This window comes from Candidatus Binatia bacterium (genome assembly GCA_036493895.1).
Classification (GTDB): Bacteria; Desulfobacterota; Binatia; order UBA1149; family CAITLU01; genus DATNBU01.
In genome coordinates this window covers 105,067-129,821 of the sequence record DASXOZ010000026.1, presented here as the reverse complement: position 1 = coordinate 129,821, position 24,755 = coordinate 105,067, and the positions used below count along the sequence as shown (strand labels likewise).

Here is a 24,755-nt window from a genome sequence, read left to right as displayed (position 1 = left end):
GCTGGGGTCAGGCACCAGAGTAATAGGGCACTATTCCTCTGGTGCCTGACCCCAGGAGCCCGCCCGTGTCAGTCCCGCACCGCCGCCAGGATGATTTCGGTCGCGCGCCTGGTCGTCAGCACTTCGGTGTTGATGACGAGGTCGTAGAGCGTCGGCTGCTCGTCTTCGATGCGGTAGAAGCTCTGGAAGTATCCTCGCCTTGCAATATCGGATTCGGTGATCACGAGGCTCGCGTTGACGCGCGTGAGCAGGCGTGACTCGGCGAGGCGATCGATGCGCGTCTCCTCGGGCGCCGTCACCAGCACCCGCAGCACTCCCGGTTTTCCCGCCAGCGCGATCGAGGCCGCGTGCGCGACGATCACGACGTTGCCGATGTCGGCAATCTCGTGGATCGCCTCGCGGATGATCTCCCGCAGCTCGTCGCCGGTCACCGGCGGGCCGGTCGTCGCTCTCCCGCTTCGAACCAGCGATTCGACCATTGCCGTGGCCGACGGGAGCCTGTCGAGCAGCCGCTGCATCAGCGGCTGCTGCTGTTCGGCGGCGATCACGCGCTCCGGCTCGACGCTCGCCAGCTCGGCCGCCTTCGAGATGATCTCTTCGTCGACGAAGCGGTAGCCGAGTGTCTCGGCAACGGCGTGGCCGATCGCCTCGCCGCCCGACTCCTGCGTAAGGGAGATGCAGATGGTGCGCAGTGACATTGCGTCGGAGGGATAGGTCGCCCGACGGTGCGGTTCAAGCCCGGCGCGGTCTTCGCGGCGCCGCTGTGCCCGTCGCCACTTCGGCGGGGCGCGTGCAAGACCCGCCCGCATGCGGCTGCCGCTTTACGTTGCAGGCATTCTCGGCTGAAAGCGCCGCAGTCCCTGGCACGACCACGGCAGGGCAGCGGAGACACGTCGATGTACAGCCACGTCACCCTCGGCACCAACGATTTCGATCGCGCGGCCCGCTTCTGGGACGCCGTCATGGCCGCGCTCGGTCATCCGGTGCTGTTCAAGGCGCCGACAGTGCTCGCGTACGGAACGCCGACCGGCGAGAAGCTGTTCATCCTGTCGCCGTTCGATGGCGGCGCTGCCGGTCCGGGCAACGGCGTGCACGCCGCGTTCAAGGTCGATTCGCGGCGTACGGTCGACGAGTTCCACCGCGTGGCGCTCGCCAACGGAGGCAGCGACGAGGGAGCACCGGGCCTGAGGCCCCACTACCATCCGAACTACTACGGCGCCTACGTCCGCGATCCGGACGGAAACAAGGTGCAGGCCGTCTGTCATCGAAAGGACGGCTGAAGCGCGAGACTGCTGCGTGACGGCCGCTGCGTGCATCTCCGATTCGGTCGCGGGTACCGCTTCTTTCACGCTCCGAGCGTCGATCTTTCGATGCGTTTTTTCGCGGACACGGCCGACGAATGGTTTGTCACGCGCCTGGTGGGCCACTGGGCCGGGGACGCTATGCGTCTGCCGAGGTCACGATCCGGGATTCGGGGCGGCGCCTCGTCGCGCATGCCGTCCAGATGATGCTGATCCGCTTCTCGGACCCGCACGCCATTCTCCCCCCGAAGGCCCCAGCCGGGGGATGATTTTTATTCGTCGATCAAAATGCCATTGCGATCCCGGCCGGGTTCCTTCTAAATGGCGCCTCAGCGTTCGGCCCGGATGGGTGATTCCCGTGCGGAACATCCGCGAACTCCATGAGATAATGGAGCGCTCGGGCCCGCACCGCTTTCGCTGCCCGTCCCGCGTCACCGATTACCGGCCAAGGGGGAATTCCAGATGACCATTGCTGCTCGTTCGACTCTCGCCGCGCTCACCTGCGCCGCTGTGTTTTTCACCGGCAACCTCGCGCTCGCCCAGGACCACGTCGAGATGAGGCCGACAGGAAAGGGATACGGCAAACCCGAGATCATCCATGGCGACTCGGGCGACATGCGCGGCGGGCAGGGCAATCCGCACGGTGGCCCGGGCTCGCCGGGCGGCGGCGGCGCCACCAACGGCATCAGCTATCACAGCGGCCCCGTGATGCTCGGGACCAACCACGTCTATTACATCTGGTACGGCAACTGGTCGGGCAACTCGGCGACGACGATCCTGACGGACCTGGCGAAGAACCTGACGTCGCCGTACTTCAACATCAACACGACGTACTACAACGCGAGCGTCACGCACGTCAGCAACTCGGTCACGTACGGCACCTCGACCACCGATGCGTACTCGCACGGCACCTCGCTCACCGATTCGGCAATCCAGGCCGTCGTCTCTTCCGCGATCACCTCCGGGCGCCTGCCTGCCGATGTCCACGGCGTCTACTTCGTGCTGACTTCCGCCGACGTCACGGCGTCGTCGGGATTCTGCACCCAGTACTGCGGCTGGCACACGCACGCGACGATCGCATCGACGGACATCAAGTACGCGTTCATCGGCAATCCCGACCGATGCCCGAACGCCTGCGAGGCCCAGACCACGAGCCCGAACGGCAACGCCGGCGCCGACGGCATGGCGAGCATCATCTCGCACGAGCTCGAGGAGTCGGTGACCGATCCCGACCTCAACGCGTGGTACGACCAGCGCGGCCAGGAAAACGCCGACAAGTGCGTGTGGACCTTCGGAAGCACCTACGGCGCCACCGGCGGCGGCCAGGCCAACATGAAGCTCGGAACGCGCGACTTCCTGATCCAGCGCAACTGGGTGAACGCCACCGGCGGGTACTGCGCGCTGTCCTACTGATTCCCGCAGGCGCCGGCTTCGGTGTTGAGCCGAAGCCGGCTGCCGGCCACTCTCCCCGCTGATCCGTTTCGCCCTGCGCCGGGGGCGCTATCGGCTCGCCTCGCCGCCCTCGCGCGTCGCCGGCTACCTGGCCGGCCGACGCACAGCGGCAACCCGGAATCGCACCCGCCGTGGGCAAGACGGACCGCATCCCAGCGGATTTTCGCGCGAAGTGGCTTCCCCGCTTGGTCAGGGCCACGCCCGTCTGGTAAGGGGGGAGAGCGTCCGTCCGGCGCGGGGTGGTGCCGGACGGTTCAATTGGCCTAGGGGGCAAGTCCCGCCCGCGCCTTCGAGGCACGGGCGGCGGACTTCGAGTTCCGGCCCGCATCGCCGGGAAGCGGTGCGGGATGCCGGGGGAAAAGGGCGGAAGCATGGATATCCGTACACTGACGCAGACGGCCGGTAAGGGATCGCGAACCCTGCTGGCGATTGCAGCGACGACCGCGCTCGCGATTGCAATACCAGCCACTTCGGCGCGAGCAGGCCAGTGCATGGCCGATGCGTCGGGCATTTCGGGCCTGAACTGCACGGCAAATGACTTTGCGATCTCGTCGATCACGGTGACCAACATCGTCGGCGCCGGCTGCCAGAACTTCGGTGACACGCTGACGTTCGACGGCCTGGTCGGCGTGGGATCCGGCAGCACGAATCGCTACGACGTCGGCTTTTACATCAGCACCGACGGCACGCAGGCGTATACCGGCACGTGCAACGTCTCGATCATTCCCCTCGGTTCGGGCTACGCCGACCTCGACCACGACCAGTGCGGCGACTACAACGGCAACGCGATCACCGTGCCGGTGCACAATGTCACGACCAAGTGCGTCGACAACGACAACAACGGCTTCTTCGACATGGTCGTGTGCACGAGCTGGGACAACAACACGATGCCCGCGTGCAACGGTCCGGCCGACGCCTACCCGGCCACCAAGTCGAAATGCGAGTGCCAGGTCGTCAACACGACGATGCGCACGCCGCACTGCTCGTCCAACGCGGACTGCTCGACCGACAACAACGTCTGCACCGACGAAGTCTGCAACGCCGTCGGCTCCGGCCTCGGAGACTCTTTCGGCTGCAGCCACAACCCGAACACGGCGACCTGCGACGACGGCCAGTTCTGCACGACCGGCGACCATTGCAGCGCCGGCTCCTGCGTCGGCACCGCGCGAAACTGCAGCGACAACAACGTCTGCACGACCGACAGCTGCGACGAGGCCAACGACCGCTGCGTCAACACGAACAATACCAATTCCTGTGACGACGGCCTGTTCTGCACCACCGGCGACACCTGCTCGGGCGGTGTTTGCGCCGGCACGCCGCGCAGCTGCAACGACAACAACGTCTGCACCGACGACTCGTGCAACGAGGACACCAACGCCTGCGTCAACACGCCGAATGCCAGTTCCTGCGACGACGGGCAGTTCTGCACGACCGGCGACCATTGCAGCGCCGGCTCCTGCGTCGGCACGGCGGTCAACTGTGACGACAGCAACCCGTGCACGAACGACTCCTGCAGCAACGCCCAGGCCAAGTGCCTCCACGCCAACAATACGGCTGCGTGCGACGACGGGCTGTTCTGCACCACCGGCGACGCCTGCTCGGGAGGATCGTGCTCCGGCTCGCCGCGAAGCTGCAACGACAACAACGACTGCACCGACGACTCGTGCAGCGAGCAGTCCGCTTCGTGCGTGAACACGCCGAACTCGAATGCCTGCGACGACGGCCTGTTCTGCACGACCGGCGATACCTGCAGCGCAGGTTCCTGCGGCGGCCAGCCGAAAAACTGCAGCGACAACAACGACTGCACCGACGACAGCTGCGACGAGGCCGGCAAGAAGTGCGTCAACACCAACAACACCGCCCCGTGCGATGACGGCAAGTTCTGCACCGAGGGTGACACCTGCAGCGGCGGCGCCTGCTCGGGAACGCCGAAGACCTGCAACGACAACAACGACTGCACCGACGACTCCTGCGACGAGGCCGGCAGCCAGTGCGTCAACGCGCCGAACACGAACCCGTGCGACGACGGGATCTTCTGCGACGGCACCGACACCTGCGCCAACGGAGCCTGCGGCCATTCGGGCAACCCGTGTCCCGGTCCCGACGGAGACGGGAACTGCGCGGAGAGCTGCAACGAGGACGCCCAGAACTGCAGCGCGAACGATGCGGACGGCTCGCCGTGCGACGACGGCCTGTTCTGCACCGAAAACGACTCGTGCCAGAGCGGCGTCTGCTTCGGAACGGCCAAGACCTGCGACGACCACAACATCTGCACGGACGATTCCTGCGACGACGAAGCCGACCAGTGCGTCAACACGCCGGTGGCCGACGACACGCCGTGCGACGACAACAACGATTGCACGATCGACGACAAGTGCGTCAGTGCGCAGTGCCAGGGCCACCAGACGGTGCTGCTCGACCTTTGTCCGTGGATCGCGGTCGAGCGCCAGGACCCGAAGCACGATGCGCTCAAGGTCAACACCCGCGCGACGGTCGACGGCTCCCTTTGCGGCGGCTACACGAAAGTCGGCAACACGACGGTGGTGGACGGCAACATCGCGTCGAACCTGACCAGCGGCACGAGGGCGATCCGGCTGACTCCCGACATGGAGTTCGCCGGCGACTGTCTCTCCGGCGGCGGCGGCGTCAAGGCGCGTCCGCGTGACGCGCATCTTCCGGACCTCGACATCCAGGTCTCGTCGCTCGCGCCGGGCAGCCTGACGAGCAAGAGCCAACCGCCGGGCGGCGTCTACGATCTTACCGGCTCGCATCCGTTCGAGCCGATCTGCGACCACGCGCGCAACCAGTACCCCGACATCATGGCGGTGCTGGACGGGCTGGGCAGCTCGGCGAGCTTCCCGAAGACGACGATCAAGTCGTTCGGCAGCCTGACGATCACGGCGCCGAACCCGGGCAGCGTCAACGTCATCGACTACGTGCAGATTCGCGGAGGCCGCAACGTCTCGCTGATGATCGACGGCGGCGGCGACCCCAACACGGTGGTCGTGCTGCGCGTGCAGAAGAAGTTCACGCTCAAGCTGCTGAGCGTCGTCGCGCTGCAGGGCGACCTGCAGGCGCAGAACCTGCTGATCTACGCGAAGGGCAAGAAGTGCGTGCTCGGCGACCACATGAACGGCTCCGGCACCGTCTTCTGCGCGCAGGGGCGCCTCAAGTTCGGCAAGCAGGTCTCGTGGCTCGGCACCTTCTACGGCGCCGGCCACCTGTTCAAGATCGGCGATTCGAACAACCTCGACTACCAGCCTTTCCTCGGCTTCTAGCGGGGTCAGGCACCACGGCATTCGCAACGTTTCGCATGATGCGAAGCGCTGCGGCCGTGGTGCCTGACCCCATGCATCGCGCGTGGTGCCCGGCTCCGCTCCCGCGTATAGTCGGCCGGCTTGACTCGCCCCGGAGAACGCCTGCTGTTTCGGCCCAACGCTTCGGGCCCCGTCTCGGTATGCCTGGCCTACCCGAACACGTGGGCCGTCGGCATGGCCAATCTCGGCTACCAGGCCGTCTTCCGCATCCTTGCGACCACTCCCGGCGTCGTCTGCGAGCGCCTCTTCCTTTCGGATGACGGCAGCAGGCCGGTTACCGAGGAGAGCGGACGCTCGGCAGCCGACTTCGACCTCGTCGCGTTCTCGCTGTCGTTCGAGAGCGACTACCCGAACATCGTGCGGATGCTCGATGGAGCGGGCATTCCTGCGCGTGCAACCGACCGCCGCGCCGGAGCGCGCGGCTGGCCTCTGCTCGTCGCCGGCGGCCCGGCGACGTTCCTCAATCCCGAGCCGGTGGCGCCGTTCTTCGACCTCTTCCTGGTCGGCGAGGCCGAAGAGATGGTGCCGGAGGCTTTCGCGGGTGCGCCGTCGTGGACCGGCCTCTCTCGCGAAAACATTCTCGACGAGATGTCCCGCGTCGAGGGCGCGTACCGCCCGAATCTCCACGAGGAGGTCTACGGCGACGACGGAAATCTCTGCGAACGGATTTCCGCGCCCGGCGTCGCGCCGGTGGTCCGCCGCCGCTACCTGAGCGACCTCGACAAGTTCCCGACCGCGACAGCGGTCGTCGCGCCGGGCTCCGTGTTCGGCGACTACTTCCTCGTCGAAGCCAGCCGCGGCTGTGAATGGGGCTGTCGCTTCTGCGCAGCCGGGTTCATGTACCGCCCGGTGCGCCACCGAAGCGCCGAGTCGCTGACGTCGCAGGCCATCGCCGGCCTTTCGTGCTCGAGCGCGGCAACGGTGGGGCTGGTCGGCGCCGAGATGGCCAGTCATCCGTCGATCGCGTCGACGTGCGAGCGCATCGCGGACGCGGGAGGTCGCGCGTCGCCGTCGTCGCTCAAGGCCGACCAGATCAGTCCGCGACTTGCGGCCGCGCTGGCGCGCACGAAAACGAAATCGGTGACGATTGCGCCGGAGGCCGGCTCCGAGCGCATGCGCCGCGTGATCAACAAGAACCTCTCCGAGGCCGAGATCCTGCGCGCCGCCGAGTTGATGGCCGGCGACGGCGTCGACTCGATGAAGCTCTACTTCATGTGCGCGCTGCCGACCGAGACCGAAGCCGACCTCGACGGAATCTGCGATCTCGCCGCCAAGATCCGCGATCAGATGGCCAGCCACGGGCGCCGGCGCGGCCGCGTCGGCCGCATCACGGTTTCGCTCAATCCCTTCGTTCCCAAGCCGTGGACGCCGTTCCAGTGGGACCCGATGCTGCCCGTCGGCGTCGCGCAGTCGCGCATCGCGTACATCCGCCGCCGCACCGGGCGCATGTCGAACGTCGACCTGGACGCGGACTCGCCGCGCGAGGCCTACCTGCAGACCCTGCTCAGCCGCGGCGACCGCCGCGTCGCCTCGGTCATCGAGGCGCTCGCGCGCAGCGAGCGCGGATGGTGGCAGGTGCTCGGCGACATCCGCCGCGGCCACCACGACGTTCGTCTCGACCTCGACGCGTTCGTGCACCGCGAGTACGAAAAGGACGCCGTATTTCCCTGGGATTTCATCGACCATCACATCGAGCGCTCGTACCTGTGGACCGAGCGGCGCCGCGCGCTGGCCGAGCGCGAGACCGGCCCCTGCGACGTCGCCACCTGCCACAGCTGCGGCGCGTGCTGACGGAGCGGGTGGTGGCGGTCATCGGAATCGGCATCGACGCGGTCGCGATCGATCGCATGCGCAGGGCTACCAATGGCCCGGGGCGCGGCCTGCGCTTTCGCGAGCGCGTCTTCACCGAACGGGAGCGGAGCTTCTGCGAAGCGCGCAGGGATCCCGCCGAGTGCTTCGCGGCACGTTTCGCGGCCAAGGAGGCGGTGATGAAGGCGCTCGGCGCCGAAGGCATCGCGATGGCATTCCGCGACATCGAGGTGGTGCGCGCCGGCTCGGGCGCGCCTCGCATCGAGCTGCACGGGCGCGTCGCCGAGCGGGCCAGGGCGCTCGGAGCCGATGCGATCCATATCACCCTTACGCATGCCGAACCGCTGGCGCTCGCGTCGGTCGTCGTGGAAAACATCGAGCGGTGAAACCTGCGGCCACGAGCATCCGCGTCAGCTGCGACAGCATGGTCGCTCTCGGCAACCGCACGCAGAGCGGCCGAACGATCTTCTCAAAGAATTCCGACCGTCCCGCGCTCGAGTGCCAGCCGCTGTTCTGGGAGCCGGCGACGCGTTTTCGCGAAGGCGAGACGCTGCGCTGCCAGTACGTCGAGATCGAGCAGGTGCCCGAGACGTTCGCGCTCGTCGGAGCGAGGCCGAATTGGCTGTGGGGACTCGAGCACGGCGTCAACGAAATGGGCGTCGCGATCGGCAACCACACGATCTTCACGCGCGACGCGGTTGCCGATACCGGGCTACTCGGCATGGACCTGGTTCGACTGGGACTGGAGCGCGGCGCCAGCGCCGGTGCGGCGGCCGGCGTGATCATCGAGCTGGTCGAGCGCTACGGCCAGGGAGGATCGGGCTACAGCGACACGCACTGGCCGTACCACAACTCCTTCCTGATCGCCGATGCCCGCGAGGCGCTGCTGCTGGAGACCTCCGCGTCGCGCTGGGCTCTCAAGCGCGCGACCGACGGAGCGCTGGCCGCCAGCAATCACGCTTCGATCACGACCGATTGGGACGAGCTCGGCCACGACACGATCGAGCACGCGATCGCGCGCGACTGGTGGCCGGAGCCGACCGGCGTGCGCTTCGATTTCGCGCGCGCGTATCGCAACCTCGACCTGGCCCCGGCAGTGATCTCGTCGGGTCGCTATGCGACGACCTGCCAAGCGCTCGAGTCCGCCGGCCTCGATGTCGCCTCGGTCCAGCGTGTGATGCGCGACCACTACGGCAGCGGCGACGTGCACGCGCCCGGCGCTTCTCCCGACGACGAGAAATACTTCAGCGTATGCATGCACGCCGACCCGGTCGGCACGACCACTGCATCGATGGTCGTCGAGCTTCCCGGCCCGGACGGTGGGCCGCTGCTGGCCTGGATGGCCCTCGGCAACCCCTGTGTTGTTCCTTACCTGCCGGTTTTCGTAGGCGCTCCACTTCCCTACGCACTGTGTTCGGACGGCCCCGCCGGTGCCTGGCGCCTGTTCAAGCAGCTGCTCTGCGAAGTCGAGAAGGACTTTACGACGCGAGGTCGCTGCGTTCGCAGTTTCTGGAAAGAGCACGAGGCGGCGATCGCCGCCGGGGCTCAAGCGTTTCTGGGAAACCTGCCGCCGCCGGCGGAGCGAACGGCGGCCGCGCAGCTTTTCATGGAAAATGCCTGGGACGCGACGGCGCTCGCCGCTGGGCGGTTGTCCGCGCTGGTCGCATCGCTGTAGCGAAGTCCGGTCCCATCGGACGGCGAAGCCTGCCCGCAGAGTCTCGTGCGCATCCGGGGGATTTCGGCAGGAATTCCGCCAAACCCGCGAGCCAACGGCGCGCGTCGAAATCGCCAAGTTGGCGCTTTCGCGTGTTTTCCGCCGGGGGTCGCCATGATAGACACGTCGACGGTTCGTCGCTCGCGCGGGGACAGCGAGCGGGGGGAACCACGTGCAGATTCGCTCGATGACCGGCTGCCGCGTCGTGCGCCGGGGCTACGGAGGGTTGCCATGAGCCTGACCAGGAACATTTCGATCGTTGCACTGTCGGCGCTTCTTGCGGCAGGCCTCCTGCAGGCCACGCCGGCCCTTGCCGGCAACTGCGGAAACGGAGTCCTGGACGCCGGAGAGGACTGCGACTTCGGCGCTGCGATCAACGGCCTGGCCAGCTCCTGCTGCAAGAACAACTGTACGTTCCAGACCGCGGCCCACACGTGCCGCGCGAGCGTCGGAATCTGCGACGTTGCGGAAAGCTGCACCGGCACCGATGCCGTGTGCCCGACCGACAGCGTCAATCCCAGTACCACGGTCTGCCGCGCAGCGGCCGGAGTCTGCGACGTCGCCGAGAACTGCACCGGCACCTCCACGGCCTGTCCCTCCGACACCGTGGCCGATTCGACGACCGTGTGCCGCGCGTCGGCCGACGTGTGCGACGTTGCCGAGAACTGCAACGGCACCGCAGTCACGTGTCCCGCCAATACCTTCGTATCTTCGACCAACACCTGCCGCGCGTCGGCCGGCGTCTGCGATCCGGCCGAAAAATGCACCGGCACTTCCGCCGCGTGTCCTGCCGATACGTTGTCCGCCTCGACCACGCTCTGCCGCGCATCGACCGGCGTCTGCGATCCGTCGGAGAACTGCACCGGCGGGGCAGCGACGTGTCCCGTCGACACGCTTTCGGGCACGACGACCACCTGCCGCGCATCGACCGGTATCTGCGATCCGGCCGAAACCTGCGACGGAGTGACGTCGAGCTGCCCTTCGAACACGCTGTCCGCCAGCACCACGGTTTGCCGCGCCGCCGCCGGCTCCTGCGACGTCGCCGAGAATTGCACCGGCACTTCGGGTGCCTGTCCGGGCAACGCTTTCCTGGCCTCGACCACCGTGTGCCGCCCGTCTGGTGGAGTCTGCGACATCGCCGAAAGCTGCACGGGCACTTCGGCTGCTTGTCCTGCCGACACTCTCGTTGCTTCGACGACCACCTGCCGCGCGTCGACCGGAGTCTGCGATCCGGCGGAGAAATGCACCGGGGCGAGTGCGACCTGCCCGGCCGATTCGCTTTCGAGCTCGACGACGACGTGTCGTGCGTCCACCGGAGTCTGCGATCCGGCCGAGACCTGCACCGGCGCTTCGTCGGACTGCCCCGCCGACGCCTTTGTCGCGTCGACGACGGTGTGCCGCGCCGGCGCCGGGACCTGCGACGTCGCCGAGAATTGCACCGGCACATCCGGTGCCTGTCCAGCAGACGTTTTCGTTTCGTCATCGACAGTATGCCGCGCTGCGGCCGGCGTCTGCGACGCGGTCGAGCAGTGCACCGGCACGTCCGCTGCCTGTCCTGCGGACGCGAACCTGTCGCCTTCGACCGTCTGCCGGCCTGCTGCAGGCGTCTGCGACACGCTCGAGAAGTGCTCCAATGCGTCGGTGGATTGCCCGGCCGATGCACTCCTCACGTCGACGACGATCTGCCGTGCATCGGCCGGCGTCTGCGATAGCCAGGAGCGCTGCACCGGCGCCTCGATCAACTGTCCTGGCGACAGCTTCGTTTCGGCATCGACGACCTGCCGCGCTTCGGCGGGGGTGTGCGACGTTTCCGAGAACTGCACTGGCGCCTCGGCCGCCTGTCCAGCGGACATCGTGCTCGACGCGACGAACGTCTGTCGCGCTTCGGCGGGTGTGTGCGACGTCGCCGAGAACTGCACCGGCGCCTCGGCCGCCTGTCCGGGCGACACGCTGCTCGATGCGACGAACGTCTGCCGCGCCTCCGCGGGAGTTTGCGACGTCGCCGAGAACTGCACCGGCGCCTCGGCCGCCTGTCCGGGCGACAGTCTGCTCGATGCGACGAACGTCTGCCGCGCTTCCGCGGGAGTGTGCGATGTCGCCGAGAACTGCACCGGCGCCGCCGCGGACTGCCCGGGAGATTCCTTCCAGAGCTCGGACACGACTTGTCGAGACGCGATCGCGCTCTGCGACGCAGCCGAGAGCTGCACGGGCTCCGGTGCCGCCTGTCCGGACGATGCCGTGAAGCCGAGCACCACGGTGTGCCGCGCTTCGACCGGAGCGTGCGACCCCGACGAAAACTGCAACGGCAGCGATACGACGTGCCCCGACGACGCGCTGTCACCGACCGACACCGTGTGCCGCGCGGCAGCGGGCGTTTGTGACGCCGCCGAGAATTGCAACGGCACCGACGCCGCGTGCCCGGCCGACGTGCTGCAGGATTCCTCCACGGTATGCCGCAGCGCAGCCGGGGTCTGCGACACGGCTGAAAACTGCACCGGCACGGCGGCCGACTGCCCCGACGACGCGTTCGTCGCTTCGACCACCGTGTGCCGCGACATCGCCGATGTCTGCGACGTGGCCGAGAGCTGCACCGGGTCCGCGGCCGATTGCCCGACCGATGCCTTCGTCGGTTCGTCCACCGTCTGTCGCGATGCGGCCGACGTCTGCGACGTGGCCGAGAACTGCAGCGGGTCGTCGGCGTCGTGCCCGACGGATTCCTTCGCCAGCTCGTCGACCGCCTGTCGAGGGGCCGCCGGTGTCTGCGACATCGTCGAGCGCTGCAGCGGGTCGTCGCCGTCGTGCCCCGCCGACTCGGTCGAGCCTTCGACGACCGAGTGCCGCGGTGTCGCCGGTGCCTGTGACGTCGCGGAGAACTGCACTGGAGTGGGGGTGGACTGTCCCTCCAACTCATTCGAGACCTCCGCGACCGTGTGCCGCGCTTCGGCCGGCGCCTGCGACGTCGTCGAAAACTGCACCGGCAACTCGGCCTCGTGCCCGACCGATGCCTTCCAGAGCTCGATGACGCTCTGCCGTTCCTCCGTCAGCATCTGCGACCTGTCCGAAAGCTGCACGGGCACCGATGCAGCGTGTCCGGCCGACACCTTCGAGCCGTCGACGACCGTCTGTCGCAGCTCGACGGGTGTTTGTGACGTCGCGGAAAGTTGCACCGGAACCGACGGCGCATGTCCGTCCGATTCTTTCCATCCGTCGACGACGATGTGCCGCCCGTCCGCAGGAGTCTGCGACACGGCGGAGAGCTGCAGCGGCAGCGACCCGGCGTGCCCGACCGATGACTTCGAGGCATCGACGGTGGTGTGCCGCGGCGCCGGCGGCGTCTGCGACCTGGCGGAAAACTGCAGCGGCAGCGATGCCGCATGCCCGGCTGATGCGATGCACGATTCGGGCACGGTCTGCCGCGCATCGGCAGGAGTCTGCGATACCGCGGAAAACTGCACCGGCGCGGGTGCCGCGTGTCCGTCCGACTCCTTCGTCGCATCGACCACGGTGTGCCGTCCATCGGCCGGCATTTGCGACACAGCCGAAAACTGCAGCGGCAGCGATGCTGCCTGTCCGGGCGACTCCTTCGCGGCGTCGACTGCGCTCTGTCGCGCGGCGACCGGCGAGTGCGACGTTGCCGAGAACTGCAGCGGGTCGGCGGCCGCGTGCCCGGCCGATACGCTGAAGCTCAGCGGCACCTCGTGCGGCAGCAATACCGACTTGGTCTGCAACCACGCCGACACCTGTGACGGCTCGGGCCACTGCAGTGCCAACCTGGCGCCGAACACGATCGTGTGCCGCGCCGCCACCGGAGAATGCGACATCGCCGAGACCTGCGACGGCGCCGGCTCCTGCCCGGGCGACACGCTCAAGTCTGCCGGCGCCTCGTGCGGCTCCAACGCCGATACGGCCTGCGACAATCCCGACACCTGCAACGGCGCCGGAGCGTGCCAGCCGAACTTCGAACCGAACACGACAGCATGCGGGGATTCGAGCACCGGTTCCTGCGACAATGCGGATACCTGCGACGGCGCGGGAGGCTGCGCGGCCAACCACAAGCCGGATGCCACCTCGTGCGACGACAACCTGTTCTGCAACGGCAGCGACAGCTGCTCGGCCGGCGTATGCACCCACACCGGCGACCCGTGCCCCGGCCCGGACGGCGACAGCAACTGCGCAGAAAGCTGCGACGAGGTGACGAACAGCTGCACTGCGCCGGATGCGAACGGAACACCGTGCAGCGGCGACGACGCGTGCATGAGCGGTCTGACGTGCACCGGCGGCGTCTGCGGAGGCGGCAGCACGACCAACTGCGACGACGGCAACCTGTGTACCGTCGACACCTGCGACAGCGTGAACGGCTGCGTCCACACGGGAACACCCGTGGCCCCCGGCTCCTGCCTGGATGCGGGCAAGACGCAGCTCTTCGTGGTGAACTCGACGAATAAAACGCAGCTCAAATGGCAGTGGAAAAAGGGCCAGCAGCCGGTGCCGAACACGGCTCTGGGCAGCCCGGACTCGAGCACCGACTATTCGCTGTGCATCTACGACGAGTCGGGCGCTGCGCCCTACCTCGTCGCGTCCTATACGGTCCCTGGCGGCTCGGCGTCGTGGAGCGTCAAAGGGATCACGGCGAAGTTCAGTGACAAGGCCGGAAGCAACGACGGTATCACGTCGATCAAGGCGAAGGCCTCACCCGACGTCGGCAGCTCGAGCATCTCGCTCAAGGCTTCGGGCAGCAGCCTTGTGCTGCCCGCTCCCATCGACACCGGCGATCCCGGCCAGTATTTCAAACAGAACCCGGCGATGATCGCGCAGATGCTCAACAGCGCTGGCACCTGCTGGTCGACGACGTTCAACCCCGACATCACCAAGAAGAACACGGCGACCGAGTACAAGGCCGTCGGTCCGTAGCCCCTTCGCGCCCCGCCCCGGAGCTTTCCGGGGCGGGGTGGCCGGGGAGCTTCCTCTCGCCTATAGTCGCGCCGATGGCTCGTCGCGGTGTCGAATCAGCGCTCGTCGGCGCCTTTCAGGAGCTTTCGAGGATCTTCGGCGAGAGTCGCGTCGTAAGCGCGGCCGGTCATCTCGCGCAGGGCGCTGCGCAGACGCGGGACGTCGTCGACAGCAACGTCGCCGCCGTGCTCGGGCTTGCCGGGCTGCCGTCGCGTCGCGACGTCCAGGCGCTGCGGCGCCAGCTCGACGTCATGCAGGTGACGCTGGCCAACCTTTCGCGCAAGCTCGATCGCGTGATCGAGGAGCAGGCGGCCTCGGATTCGTCCGACAGCGCCGCAAAGCACACCAGGAAACGCGCGACGCACCGCCGCGGGCGGCCTTCGCACGACTGAGCGCGGTCTTCCTACTGCGCCGATGGCGCGCCGAGCCTGGCGGCCAGCATCGCCACGCCGGCAATCGACACGACGTCACTCTCACTGGCGGGAATCACGAATACGCAAGGGTTGCCCGGCAATCTGCACTGATCGCGCAGCGCCGCGATCGCGGCGGCGTCGGCGTCGCGAAGCGCAGCGACTTCGGACTCCATCTGCCGCGCTGCGGCGGCAAGTCGTGGAGGTAGCGGCGAGTGCCGCTTCGCACGGCCGGCGCGCGGCCGCGGCGAAGCGTCCTGCCGGGCCGGTGTCGCGCGATTGACGACGATGGCGGCAAGGCCGATGCCCGCGTCCTCGAGATCGCGCCGCAGGTGCAGCGCCGTCTCGATGTCGGCGATGCGCGGCCGCGTGACGAGCACAAACGCCGTCTGCGGCGCGCGAAGCAGCGCATCGATGTCGCGCGCGCGCCCTTCGAGCCCGCCGACGAGCCCTTCGAACAGCCGCACGAAATCGCCGACGTCGCGTTGCAGCGACGTTCCGGTGACGCGCTCGACGGCCGCCAGCAGCAGCGAGAACGTCGCGCGTGCGACGGTGCCCCCGGCGCGCGCGACGATGCGCGCCGGCTCGGCCAGGATCGACAGTGCGCCGGTGTCGAGAAGTCCGGCCAGGCGCTCGGGAGCCGCCAGCAGCTCGCGCGCGTTCGCCGCCGGCGGCGTGTCGAGCACGAGGCAGTCGTGCCTGGCTTCGTCGGTGATCTCGTGCAGGCGCTGCAGCGCCATGTAGCTGTCCGTTCCGCCGAGCTGGCCGGCGATCGCGCGGTAGATCGGGTGGTCGAGAAGTGCCTGCGCCGCCGCGGGCGACGGTGCGTGTCGCAGCACCATGCGATCGAAGGTGTGCTTGACGTCCAGGCGCATGGCGACCAGCGACCCGCCGGCCGAAGGCAACGCCACCGTGCTCGGCTCCGCATCGAAGGCCGGCACGCCGAGAGCGTCGCCGAGGCGCGGTGCCGGATCGACGGTGAGCACCGCGACGCGCTCGCCGGCCGTCGCGCGAGCCCACGCGATCGCCGCCGACATCGACGTCTTGCCGACTCCGCCTTCGCCGACGAGCACGACCAGGCGCTTGCCGGCGAGTGCATCGAGAAGCGACCGCGCGCCGTCCCGCGGCGCGGCGTCATCGTCGCGTTGCTTGCGTTTTGCGCTGCGCGCCGGGGGGCGGCGCTTCGAAACTCGCACTCGCGTGCTCATGCGGCCGCGCGATCGAGCGAGGCCAGGAGCGCGGCGGCCGCTTCGCGCGGCAACTGCCGGTGGCCGGGATCGAAAACGAAGGGAAGTCGCACGCAGGGTCCGACGGTTTCCTCGAGCAGCGCGACCAGCTCACGCTGCCGCACGTGACGCTGCCAGTGCAGCGCAACGTCGCTCGAGCCCGTCTCTGCGAGCAGTCGCGCCGCCTCCGTATCGTTTACGTACGCGGGCCAGCAACCGTTGACGATGACGTTGGAAGCCGCGACGCCGGCAACGGCAACGTCGTCGCGAAGCGCAAGCACCTCGGTGATTGCCAGCTCTTCGGGCGTCGCGATCAGCAGCGCGACGAACGAGCGGGGATCGACGAGCAGGGCGAGGGCGCGGCGCGCTTCGCCGGCCGCGGGGCCGAACGGCGCGAGGTCGAGCACGCGGCGCGGCGCCTCCAGCATCGGTGCACTGTGGCCGCTCGACGGCGCGTCCACGATGACGAGGCCGCGCCGGCGACGCGCTTCGTGCGCGACGGCAGCGAGCGCGACGAGGTCGCGAAGGCCGGGCGCCGCAGCGGCGACGGCCGCGAACGTCCCGCTGGACTGCAGCCGCCTGGCCAGGAACCGGAAGCCGAGGACACGGTTGAGGAAAGCCTCGAGGTCGCTCTTTTCGTCGAGCGTCTTCTCTTCCCACGCAGGGCGGTGGCTCGCAGCGACGCGCGCGTGGCGGCGCGGATCCGAAGACGGCGGCATCGAGATGACAAGGGCCGGCCGTCCCTGGGCCACGGCTTCGGCGGCAAGCGCTCGTGCGATGGTCGACTTTCCGGTGCCGCCCTTGCCGGTAAGAAAGAGGATGCGCGCGGGCACGGCCTTGGCCTGTAGTACGGCGCAAGTACGTGCGCCAGCTACGGGCATCCCGGGCATTCGACCTTTTGCGGGAGAATATCGGCGCCAGCGCGGGCGGAGCGCAGCGGCGCCCGTTGCATCATGTAGCGGAGGGTTCGATCATCGGTCCTTCCAATGGAGTCCTCGCAGCGAGCCCGGTCGTCGAGCCCGGCTCGCGCCGGCACGGCCGGCGCGGCCGGCGCGGGTCGCCTTGGCGCTTCCGGCGCGGGTCACTCCAGCGCCTCCGGCGCGACTCAGAGGATAGCGGACCTCTTCGTGGCGCGCCTTGCCGACCTCGAAGACCGCGTCGACCGGGAACTCGGGCGACGGCAGCAGGGCCTCGGCCCGGCCGGAGAGCTGGCCCTCGACCTCGTGCGCGAATCCTGGCGGCGCGGCGCCCGGCTTGCCCGGGAGCTGACCTCCGGCGGCCCGAGCGGCCTCGTCGCGTCGTGGCTGGCGGGGCCGGCAGTCGGCGAGCTTGGCTTCGACGAGAGGGCGGCCGACGCCTTCGGCGAGGTCGTCCACCTGTCCGCTTCGCGCTGGGTCGGACTCGGCGGCCGCCCGAACCGGGAGCTTCCGCAGGATCGCGGCGTCCTCGTGCTGCTCAACCGCAGCGGCTGGCCGCTGCCGGTCGAAGCCGTCGTGCTGTGGGCCTGGCTTCGCCACGGGCAGCCGGGAGCCGGATGCAGGCCGATGGCGGTGCTGTGGCACGAGGAACTCCCCGAACTGCCGTGGATCAGCGATTTCCTTAGGAAAATCGGGCTCGTCCCGGCCACAGCCGACAACGCGGCAGCTGTGCTCGAACGCGGAGGCATCGTGCTGGCGTTTCCCGAGGGCCGCTCGGCCTCGTCCAAGACTTACGATCGTCGTTATCGTCTCGCGCGATTCGAAGGTACCGCGGTCCTCGAGGCGGCAGTTGCGTGCGAATCCGCGATCGTTCCGGGAGCAGTGATCGGCAGCGAGGAAAGCTTCGCGCTGCTCGGGCACATTGGGGGCTTGCCGTGCACGCTGCAGTTTCCACTGTTCGGCCTGTTCGGCCTGCTGCCGCTGCCGCTGGCATGGTCGGTGTGTCTAGGGGCGCCATTGAGCCAGGTCTCGGTGTCCGCAGGCCCGGCAACCGTCGACGACATCGCCGATACGGTCCGCGCCAGGATGCAGGCCCTGCTGGCCGAGATGCTCGCTGACCGGCCGTTCAGTCGCCGGCCCTGAATCCCGGTCCGCAAAGTCGTCTGTGCCCGGGCTCATGAAGTCCGGAAGATTTCCTCAGAAAGCCTTTCTCGTGGGACGGGCTCTGTGGTATCCGACCCAGTGGCGGTGCGGGGCAACCCGGGTTCCGGTGGGGAATTGTCCGGATCCTGATCAGGTTTGTCCAAGGACGAGGATGGTCGTCCGCGCTTGCCGAGGGGCCCAACGATTCTTGTTGGTCACGTCGTGTGCCGGGCACGCGGGCGTGGGGAAAAAAAGGGGTATCGAATGAGCTTCAGACGCTCGAATCTATTCTTCGCTGCAGTGTTGATGACGGCTTCGCTCTTCGGAGCGGCGAGCGCGGAGGCGGCGGGAACCTTCGCCGGCATCAACGTAGGAACTCAAACGGGAGCATTGAGCGCCGGCACAGCCGGAAGCGCCACGTTTTCGATCAACGGCGTGCGCACCGGTGGTGGTGCGATCACCGTCACCTACAACGCGCCTACGTTCGCGGGTGGAACGCCCACCGGTGTGACCTCGAATTACGTTCCGAACCCGTCAGCCTCGACCGGCGGCACGAACGCCGACTCCGTGTTGACCATCACCACGACTACGGCGACTCCCGCCGGCAGCTATACGTTCACGGTTTCGGGCCACGACGCCGGGAACAACAACCAGACCAGCGCCAACGTCACGCTGACGGTCAGCGGAGTGTGCGGCAACGGCGTCACCGAGAGCGGCGAGTCCTGCGACAACGGCGTCAACAACGGTGCAGCCAACAACTGCTGTTCGGGAACCTGCACCTTCACCGCGAGCACGGTCACCTGTCGTGCCTCGGCGGGTATCTGCGACACGGCAGAGAAATGTACCGGCGCGAGCGGCTCCTGTCCTGGCGATTCCTTCGTCGTGTCGACGACCGCCTGCCGCAACTCGGCCGGCATCTGCGACTCCGCCGAGAACTGCACGGGAACATCGGCAGCCTGTCCGGGCGACAGCTTCGTCGCCTCGACCACCACCTGCCGCAACTCGGCGGGCATCTGCGACTCGGCCGAGAACTGCTCGGGAACATCGGCCGCGTGTCCGGCCGACACCTTCGTCGCCTCGACGACCACCTGCCGCAACTCAGCGGGCATCTGCGACTCCGCCGAGAATTGCACCGGAACATCGGCAGCCTGTCCGGGCGACACCCTCGTCGCCTCGACGACCCCCTGCCGCAACTCGGGCGGAATCTGTGACGTGGCCGAGAACTGCACCGGCACGAGCGCGGCCTGTCCGGCCGATTCGTTCGTCTCTTCCACGACGACCTGCCGCAACTCGGGCGGTGTCTGCGATGTTGCCGAAAACTGCACCGGCACGTCGGCGGCCTGTCCGGCCGACAGCTTCGTGGCCTCGACCACCACGTGCCGCGATTCGAGCGGCGTCTGCGACGTTGCCGAGAACTGCACCGGCAACACCGCGACGTGTCCGTCCGATTCTTTCGTGTCGTCGAGCACGGTCTGCCGCTCGGCAACCGGTGTCTGCGACATCGCCGAGCAGTGCACCGGATCGTCGGGAGCCTGCCCGGCCGATCTCGTCGAGCCGACGACGACGGAGTGCCGTGGCTCGGCCGGCGTCTGTGACATTGCCGAAACCTGCGACGGCACGAGCGTCGACTGTCCGGCCAACTCGTTCGTTTCGTCTTCGACCGAGTGCCGCGCTTCGGGCGGCGTCTGCGACGTTGCCGAGAACTGCACCGGCAACTCGGCGGCATGTCCGGCCGATTCGTTCGTTTCATCCTCGACCGAGTGCCGCGCATCGGGCGGCGTCTGCGACGTCGCCGAGAACTGCACCGGCAACTCGGCGACTTGCCCGGCTGATTCGTTCCAGAGCTCGGACACCGAGTGCCGCGCTTCGGGCGGCGTCTGCGATGTCGCGGAAAACTGCACCGGCGCGTCGGCCGCGTGCCCCGCGGATTCGTTCCAGGATTCCACCACGGTTTGCCGCACTTCGGGCGGCGTCTGCGACGTAGCCGAGACCTGCACCGGCAATTCGACAGCGTGTCCGGCTGACTCGTTCCAGAGTTCCGACACGGAGTGCCGCGCTTCGGGCGGTGTCTGCGACGTTGCCGAGGACTGCACCGGCAATTCGGCAGCTTGCCCTGCCGATTCGTTCCAGGCCTCGTCGACCGAGTGCCGCGCTTCGGGCGGTGTCTGTGACGTGGCCGAGAACTGCACTGGCAACTCTGCCGCGTGTCCGGCTGATTCGTTCCAGAGCTCGGACACCGAGTGCCGCGCTTCGGGCGGCGTCTGCGACGTGGCCGAGAACTGTACCGGCAATTCGGCAGCGTGCCCGGCTGATTCGTTCCAGAGCTCGGACACCGAGTGCCGCGCATCGGGCGGCGTCTGTGACGTAGCCGAGAACTGCACCGGCAATTCGACAGCGTGTCCGGCTGACTCGTTCCAGAGCTCCGACACGGAGTGCCGCGTCTCGGGCGGTGTCTGCGACGTGGCCGAGAACTGCACCGGCAATTCGGCAGCGTGCCCGGCCGATTCGTTCGAGGCTTCGTCGACCGAGTGCCGCGCTTCGGGCGGTGTCTGCGACGTGGCCGAGAACTGCACCGGCAACTCGGCGGCGTGCCCTGCCGATTCGTTCCAGGCCTCGTCCACCGAGTGCCGCACTTCGGGCGGCGTCTGCGACATCGCCGAGAGCTGCACGGGTTCTTCCGCCGCGTGCCCGGCGGATTCGTTCGAGCCGTCGACCACCGAATGCCGCGGAGCCGGCGGCGTCTGTGACGTAGCCGAGAGTTGCCCTGGCAATTCGGCTGCATGCCCGGCCGACTCCTTCCAGGATTCGACGACGGTCTGCCGCAGCTCGAACGGAGTCTGCGATACGGCGGAGAACTGCACGGGAACCGACGGGGCGTGCCCTGCCGATACGTTCCAGGCTTCGACGACGGTCTGCCGCGGCGCCAACGGAGTCTGCGACACGGCGGAAAACTGCACGGGAACCGACGGGGCGTGCCCTGCCGATACGTTCCAGGCTTCGACGACGGTCTGCCGCAGCGCCAACGGAGTCTGCGATACGGCGGAGAACTGCACGGGAACCGACGGGGCGTGCCCTGCCGATATGTTCCAGGCTTCGACGACGGTCTGCCGCAGCTCGAGCGGAGTCTGCGATACGGCGGAGAACTGCACGGGAACCGACGGGGCGTGCCCTGCCGATACGTTCCAGGCTTCGACGACGGTCTGCCGCGGCGCCAACGGAGTCTGCGACACGGCAGAGAGCTGCACCGGAACCGATGGGGCGTGCCCGGCCGATTCGTTCCAGGCTTCGACGACGGTCTGCCGCGGCGCCAACGGAGCGTGCGACACGGCAGAGAGCTGCACCGGAACCGACGGGGCGTGCCCTGCCGATGCATTCCAGGCGTCGACCACCGTGTGCCGTTCGACCGCCGGTGCCTGCGATACGGCGGAGAACTGCACTGGCACCGATGCGGCGTGCCCGGCCGATGCATTCCAGCCTTCGACGACGGTCTGCCGCGCCGCCACGGGAGTGTGCGACTCGGCAGAGAGCTGCACCGGAGCGGCTGCGGCCTGCCCGGCCGACGCTTTCCAGAACGCGGGAACGGCGTGCGGCGACCCGAGCTCGGGTGTCTGCGACGATCCGGATTCGTGCAACGGCACGGGAACCTGCGTCGTCAACCACAAGGCGGATGCGACGTCGTGCGACGACAACCTGTTCTGCAACGGCAGCGACAGCTGCCAGGCAGGAGTCTGCACGCACGCCGGCGATCCGTGCCCCGGCCCCAACGGCGACGGCAACTGTGCGCAGAGTTGTAACGAGGCGGCCGACAACTGCACGGCGAACGATCCGGATGGAAGCGCCTGCAGCAACGGCGCCATGTGCACGAGCAGTGAGACCTGCACCGCCGGCGTCTGCGGAGGTGGCAGCACCACCAACTGCGACGACGGCGACCTGTGCACCGTCGACAGCTGCAACGGTCTGACGGGTTGCCAGCACTCCAGTACGCCGGTCGATGCCTCGAGCTGCTTCGCAGCCGGCAAGTTCAGCATCGGCATCAAGAACGCCAACGGGCCCAAGAGCAGCGTGAAGTGGGGCTGGAAGAAGGGTGAGGCGGTCGACAACGCCGACATCGGCACGCCGACGTCGACGACCACCTACGCGCTGTGCATCTACGACAGGCAGAGTGATGTGCCGAGCCTGGTCGGGTCGTACAACATTGCGGCGGGCTCGCCGCCGTGGACGGCCAAGCCGGGCCAGGCCAAGTACAGCGACAAGGCGGGAGCCTCCGACGGCGTCACGAGCGTCAAGATCAAGGCCAGCACCGACGGCAAGTCATCGCTCAAGCTGAAGGCCACCGGCGCGAACCTGACGCTGCCGCCGGCATTCAACACCAGTGTGTTCTTCGACGTCGACCAGTCGCTGACGGTGCAGATGCTCAACAGCGAAGGCGCATGCTGGACGACCGACTTCACTCCAGGCACGGAGAAGAAGAACGACGCCGCCAAGGGCTTCAAGGCAGTCGGCCCGGTCGCCCCGTAAAGACACGACCTGCTGCAGCGGGACGGGAGAGCTTCGGCTCTCCCGTCCTCGCCGCGACCTTCTACTTCCCTTCGGTTGCTTCATCGCTCTCGCGCCGCGTCGCATGTGGACGCGTTCGCATCCCCTCATCTCGCGAGTTCGGCGCAACTGGCGCAATGACAGCACTTCGAACGGGTTTTTACCCGATCGAGGGCGCTACGTGCTCCATGCGCGCCGCCGCACCCGTTGCGCGCCTGCACTGGCGCCTCCATCCTGAAAGGACCGCGTAGCCCTCCAATTTTGCGACGGCACGCGCCGGAGACGCCACGTGAAAGCTCCTGTCCGTCCTCGAATCCTCTCGATGCTGTGCCGCAGCAGCCTGGCACTGGCTCTGCCGATCGCGTGCGCGATTGGCGGCTGCGACAAGCCGCCGATTCCCACGGCCGGGCCGGTAGCCGCGGTCGATGTTTCCGGCCAAGGCAGCTCATCGCCTTCGCCGGCGGGCGATTCGAACGTGCCCGCATCGTCGCCGTCGGCATCGCCCGAACCTGCCTCCGCGCCCGGTTCTGCGCCGCAAGCAGGGCCTTCCCCGCCGTCCGCACCCGATTTTTCGGCCGAACGTCTCGAGCAGATGGTCGCGCCGGTCGCGCTCTATCCCGATCCGCTGTTGCAGGACGTGCTGATGGCCGCGACGTATCCGGCCGAAGTCGCCGAAGCTGCGCAGTTCGTCAGGAACCATCCGAACCTGACGGGAAAAGCCCTGGACGACGCGATTGCCGGCCGGCACTGGGACATCAGCGTGGGCGCGCTCGTGCACGCGACCGGGGCCATCAAGCTGATGGGCGAAGATCCGGAGTGGACGCGCGACCTCGGCGATGCGTTCCTCGCGCAGCAGAACGACGTGCTCAACGCCGTGCAGGTGATGCGAAACCGCGCCTGCGATCACGGCACGCTGAAGACCACGAGCCAGCAGAAGGTGATCACCGAACCTGCGCCGCCGCGGGCGGGGCCTCGTTACGCCGGTGCTCCGCCTCCGTATTACGTCGTGCCGCCACCCGCGCGCATCGTACGCATCGTTCCGGTCAGCCCGACCGAATTGTTCGTGCCGGTGTACAACCCTCTCGTCGTGTTCGGCCCGCCGCCGGTCGTCGTCTACTACCCGCCGCTGTTTCCGGCCGTTGCCGTGGACGTTGCGCCGTTCGTCACGTTCGGAATCGGTCTTTCGATCGGCGCACTGTTCGTCGGAGACCTCGACTGGGACCACCACGTGATCTACCCGTACCGCTGGGGCGGCGGCTACTATGCGGGTGACAGGTACTGGCGAGATGGCTACGCGTCCCACGTCACGCCGTGGCAGCACGATCCTTTTCACCGCCGCGATGTCTCGTACCGCAGTACGACGGTACAGCGCTTCTACCGCGGAGGCGGAGCCGGCGCGCTGGCCGCAGCTCGCGGCGGCGCAGGCGGCGGGCGTGGCGTGCAGGCCGCTGTCCCGGGCAGCGCCGCGCGAGAAGGCGGCGCCGGGCATGGCGGGCATGGAAGGAGCGACGCGGCCGCGACTCGCGGCGGTACCAACCACGAATCCGGCTCCGGTCGTCACGCCGCGCCGGTGAGCTCCCACGCAAGAGGCCCTGCCGCGGCGGCAGGGCAGCATGCGGCGGGCGGGCCTCACGGCGGACAAGCGCATGCGACGGGATCCCGTCACGGCGCAGTGGCTCGCGCGACCGGTGGGCCTCACGGGGCCGGTCCGCATGTGACCGGCGCACCGCATGGCGGATCTCGGATGAGCGCGGGTCCTCACGGCGGCCCCTCGCAGATGATGAGCGGCCATCACGGCGGCGGTGCGCAGATTGCGCGCGCACCTCACGGCGGCGGTTCTCCCATGATGGGCGGTGCCCACGGCATGCACGGCGGAGGCTCTCACTCCGCGGGCGCAGCGGCGCATCCCTCCGGCGGCGGCGGCCACGCGGGCGTCGCAGGCGGTGGCCACGGCCGCGGCGGACACTGAATCCGCAGCGG

General features: G+C 68.2%; 14 protein-coding genes. 11 read left to right on the top strand and 3 right to left on the bottom strand.

Annotated elements, in window-relative coordinates:
- Window positions 1-68: 68 nt before the first annotated feature.
- On the bottom strand, window positions 69-698 hold the full coding sequence (locus tag VGK20_07145) for a cytidylate kinase-like family protein (protein HEY2773812.1): 630 nt from the start codon (window positions 696-698) through the stop codon (window positions 69-71).
- 198 nt (window positions 699-896) lie between these two features.
- On the opposite strand from VGK20_07145, the gene VGK20_07140 reads away from it, so the two are divergent.
- The 8 genes from VGK20_07140 to VGK20_07105 all read left to right on the top strand — a co-directional run bounded on the left by VGK20_07140 (window position 897) and on the right by VGK20_07105 (window position 14,935).
- The gene (locus VGK20_07140; protein HEY2773811.1) at window positions 897-1,280 is read left to right on the top strand and encodes a VOC family protein; all 384 of its coding nucleotides are present in this window, start codon (window positions 897-899) and stop codon (window positions 1,278-1,280) included.
- Window positions 1,281-1,763: 483 nt separating this feature from the next.
- Entirely contained in the window at window positions 1,764-2,714 is a 951-nt protein-coding gene (locus VGK20_07135; GenBank protein HEY2773810.1) for a hypothetical protein, read from the top strand.
- Between the two features lie 410 nt (window positions 2,715-3,124).
- A complete protein-coding gene (locus VGK20_07130) occupies window positions 3,125-6,031 on the top strand; it encodes a hypothetical protein (GenBank protein HEY2773809.1) in 2,907 nt (968 codons plus the stop codon).
- A gap of 120 nt (window positions 6,032-6,151) precedes the next feature.
- Window positions 6,152-7,861 (top strand): radical SAM protein, encoded by a 1,710-nt coding sequence (locus VGK20_07125; GenBank protein ID HEY2773808.1) that lies wholly within the window; start codon window positions 6,152-6,154, stop codon window positions 7,859-7,861.
- An 11-nt stretch (window positions 7,862-7,872) separates the two neighbouring features.
- Window positions 7,873-8,265 carry a holo-ACP synthase gene (gene acpS / locus VGK20_07120; protein HEY2773807.1) on the top strand — a complete coding sequence of 131 codons (393 nt, stop codon included), beginning with the start codon at window positions 7,873-7,875 and terminating at the stop codon, window positions 8,263-8,265.
- Complete coding sequence (locus VGK20_07115; GenBank protein ID HEY2773806.1) at window positions 8,262-9,554, top strand: secernin-3; 1,293 nt, start codon at window positions 8,262-8,264, stop codon at window positions 9,552-9,554. The genes acpS and VGK20_07115 overlap by 4 nt, the downstream gene beginning before the upstream one ends.
- A 270-nt stretch (window positions 9,555-9,824) precedes the next feature.
- Window positions 9,825-14,504, top strand: a complete 4,680-nt coding sequence (locus tag VGK20_07110) for a hypothetical protein (GenBank protein ID HEY2773805.1) — start codon at window positions 9,825-9,827, stop codon at window positions 14,502-14,504.
- A 74-nt stretch (window positions 14,505-14,578) separates the two neighbouring features.
- On the top strand, window positions 14,579-14,935 hold the full coding sequence (locus VGK20_07105) for a hypothetical protein (GenBank protein HEY2773804.1): 357 nt from the start codon (window positions 14,579-14,581) through the stop codon (window positions 14,933-14,935).
- A gap of 11 nt (window positions 14,936-14,946) precedes the next feature.
- Here VGK20_07105 and VGK20_07100 read toward each other — a convergent pair whose 3' ends face one another.
- Both VGK20_07100 and VGK20_07095 read right to left on the bottom strand, forming a co-directional pair.
- Window positions 14,947-16,149, bottom strand: a complete 1,203-nt coding sequence (locus VGK20_07100) for an ArsA-related P-loop ATPase (GenBank protein ID HEY2773803.1) — start codon at window positions 16,147-16,149, stop codon at window positions 14,947-14,949.
- An 8-nt stretch (window positions 16,150-16,157) separates the two neighbouring features.
- Window positions 16,158-17,012 carry an ArsA-related P-loop ATPase gene (locus VGK20_07095; protein ID HEY2773802.1) on the bottom strand — a complete coding sequence of 285 codons (855 nt, stop codon included), beginning with the start codon at window positions 17,010-17,012 and terminating at the stop codon, window positions 16,158-16,160.
- Between the two features lie 294 nt (window positions 17,013-17,306).
- Here VGK20_07095 and VGK20_07090 point away from each other — a divergent pair, with 294 nt between their 5' ends.
- From VGK20_07090 to VGK20_07080, 3 genes are all read left to right on the top strand, one after another.
- A complete protein-coding gene (locus VGK20_07090) occupies window positions 17,307-18,239 on the top strand; it encodes a 1-acyl-sn-glycerol-3-phosphate acyltransferase (protein HEY2773801.1) in 933 nt (310 codons plus the stop codon).
- Window positions 18,240-18,503: 264 nt separating this feature from the next.
- A complete protein-coding gene (locus VGK20_07085) occupies window positions 18,504-22,757 on the top strand; it encodes a hypothetical protein (protein HEY2773800.1) in 4,254 nt (1,417 codons plus the stop codon).
- Window positions 22,758-23,064: 307 nt separating this feature from the next.
- Window positions 23,065-24,744 carry a DUF3300 domain-containing protein gene (locus tag VGK20_07080; GenBank protein ID HEY2773799.1) on the top strand — a complete coding sequence of 560 codons (1,680 nt, stop codon included), beginning with the start codon at window positions 23,065-23,067 and terminating at the stop codon, window positions 24,742-24,744.
- Window positions 24,745-24,755 lie beyond the last annotated feature (11 nt).

Coding starts and splice junctions, on each gene's coding strand:
- VGK20_07145 (HEY2773812.1), bottom strand. CDS start 698: ATGTCACTGCGCACCATCTGCATCTCCCTTACGCAGGAGTCGGGCGGC.
- VGK20_07140 (HEY2773811.1), top strand. CDS start 897: ATGTACAGCCACGTCACCCTCGGCACCAACGATTTCGATCGCGCGGCC.
- VGK20_07135 (HEY2773810.1), top strand. CDS start 1,764: ATGACCATTGCTGCTCGTTCGACTCTCGCCGCGCTCACCTGCGCCGCT.
- VGK20_07130 (HEY2773809.1), top strand. CDS start 3,125: ATGGATATCCGTACACTGACGCAGACGGCCGGTAAGGGATCGCGAACC.
- VGK20_07110 (HEY2773805.1), top strand. CDS start 9,825: ATGAGCCTGACCAGGAACATTTCGATCGTTGCACTGTCGGCGCTTCTT.
- VGK20_07105 (HEY2773804.1), top strand. CDS start 14,579: ATGGCTCGTCGCGGTGTCGAATCAGCGCTCGTCGGCGCCTTTCAGGAG.
- VGK20_07085 (HEY2773800.1), top strand. CDS start 18,504: ATGAGCTTCAGACGCTCGAATCTATTCTTCGCTGCAGTGTTGATGACG.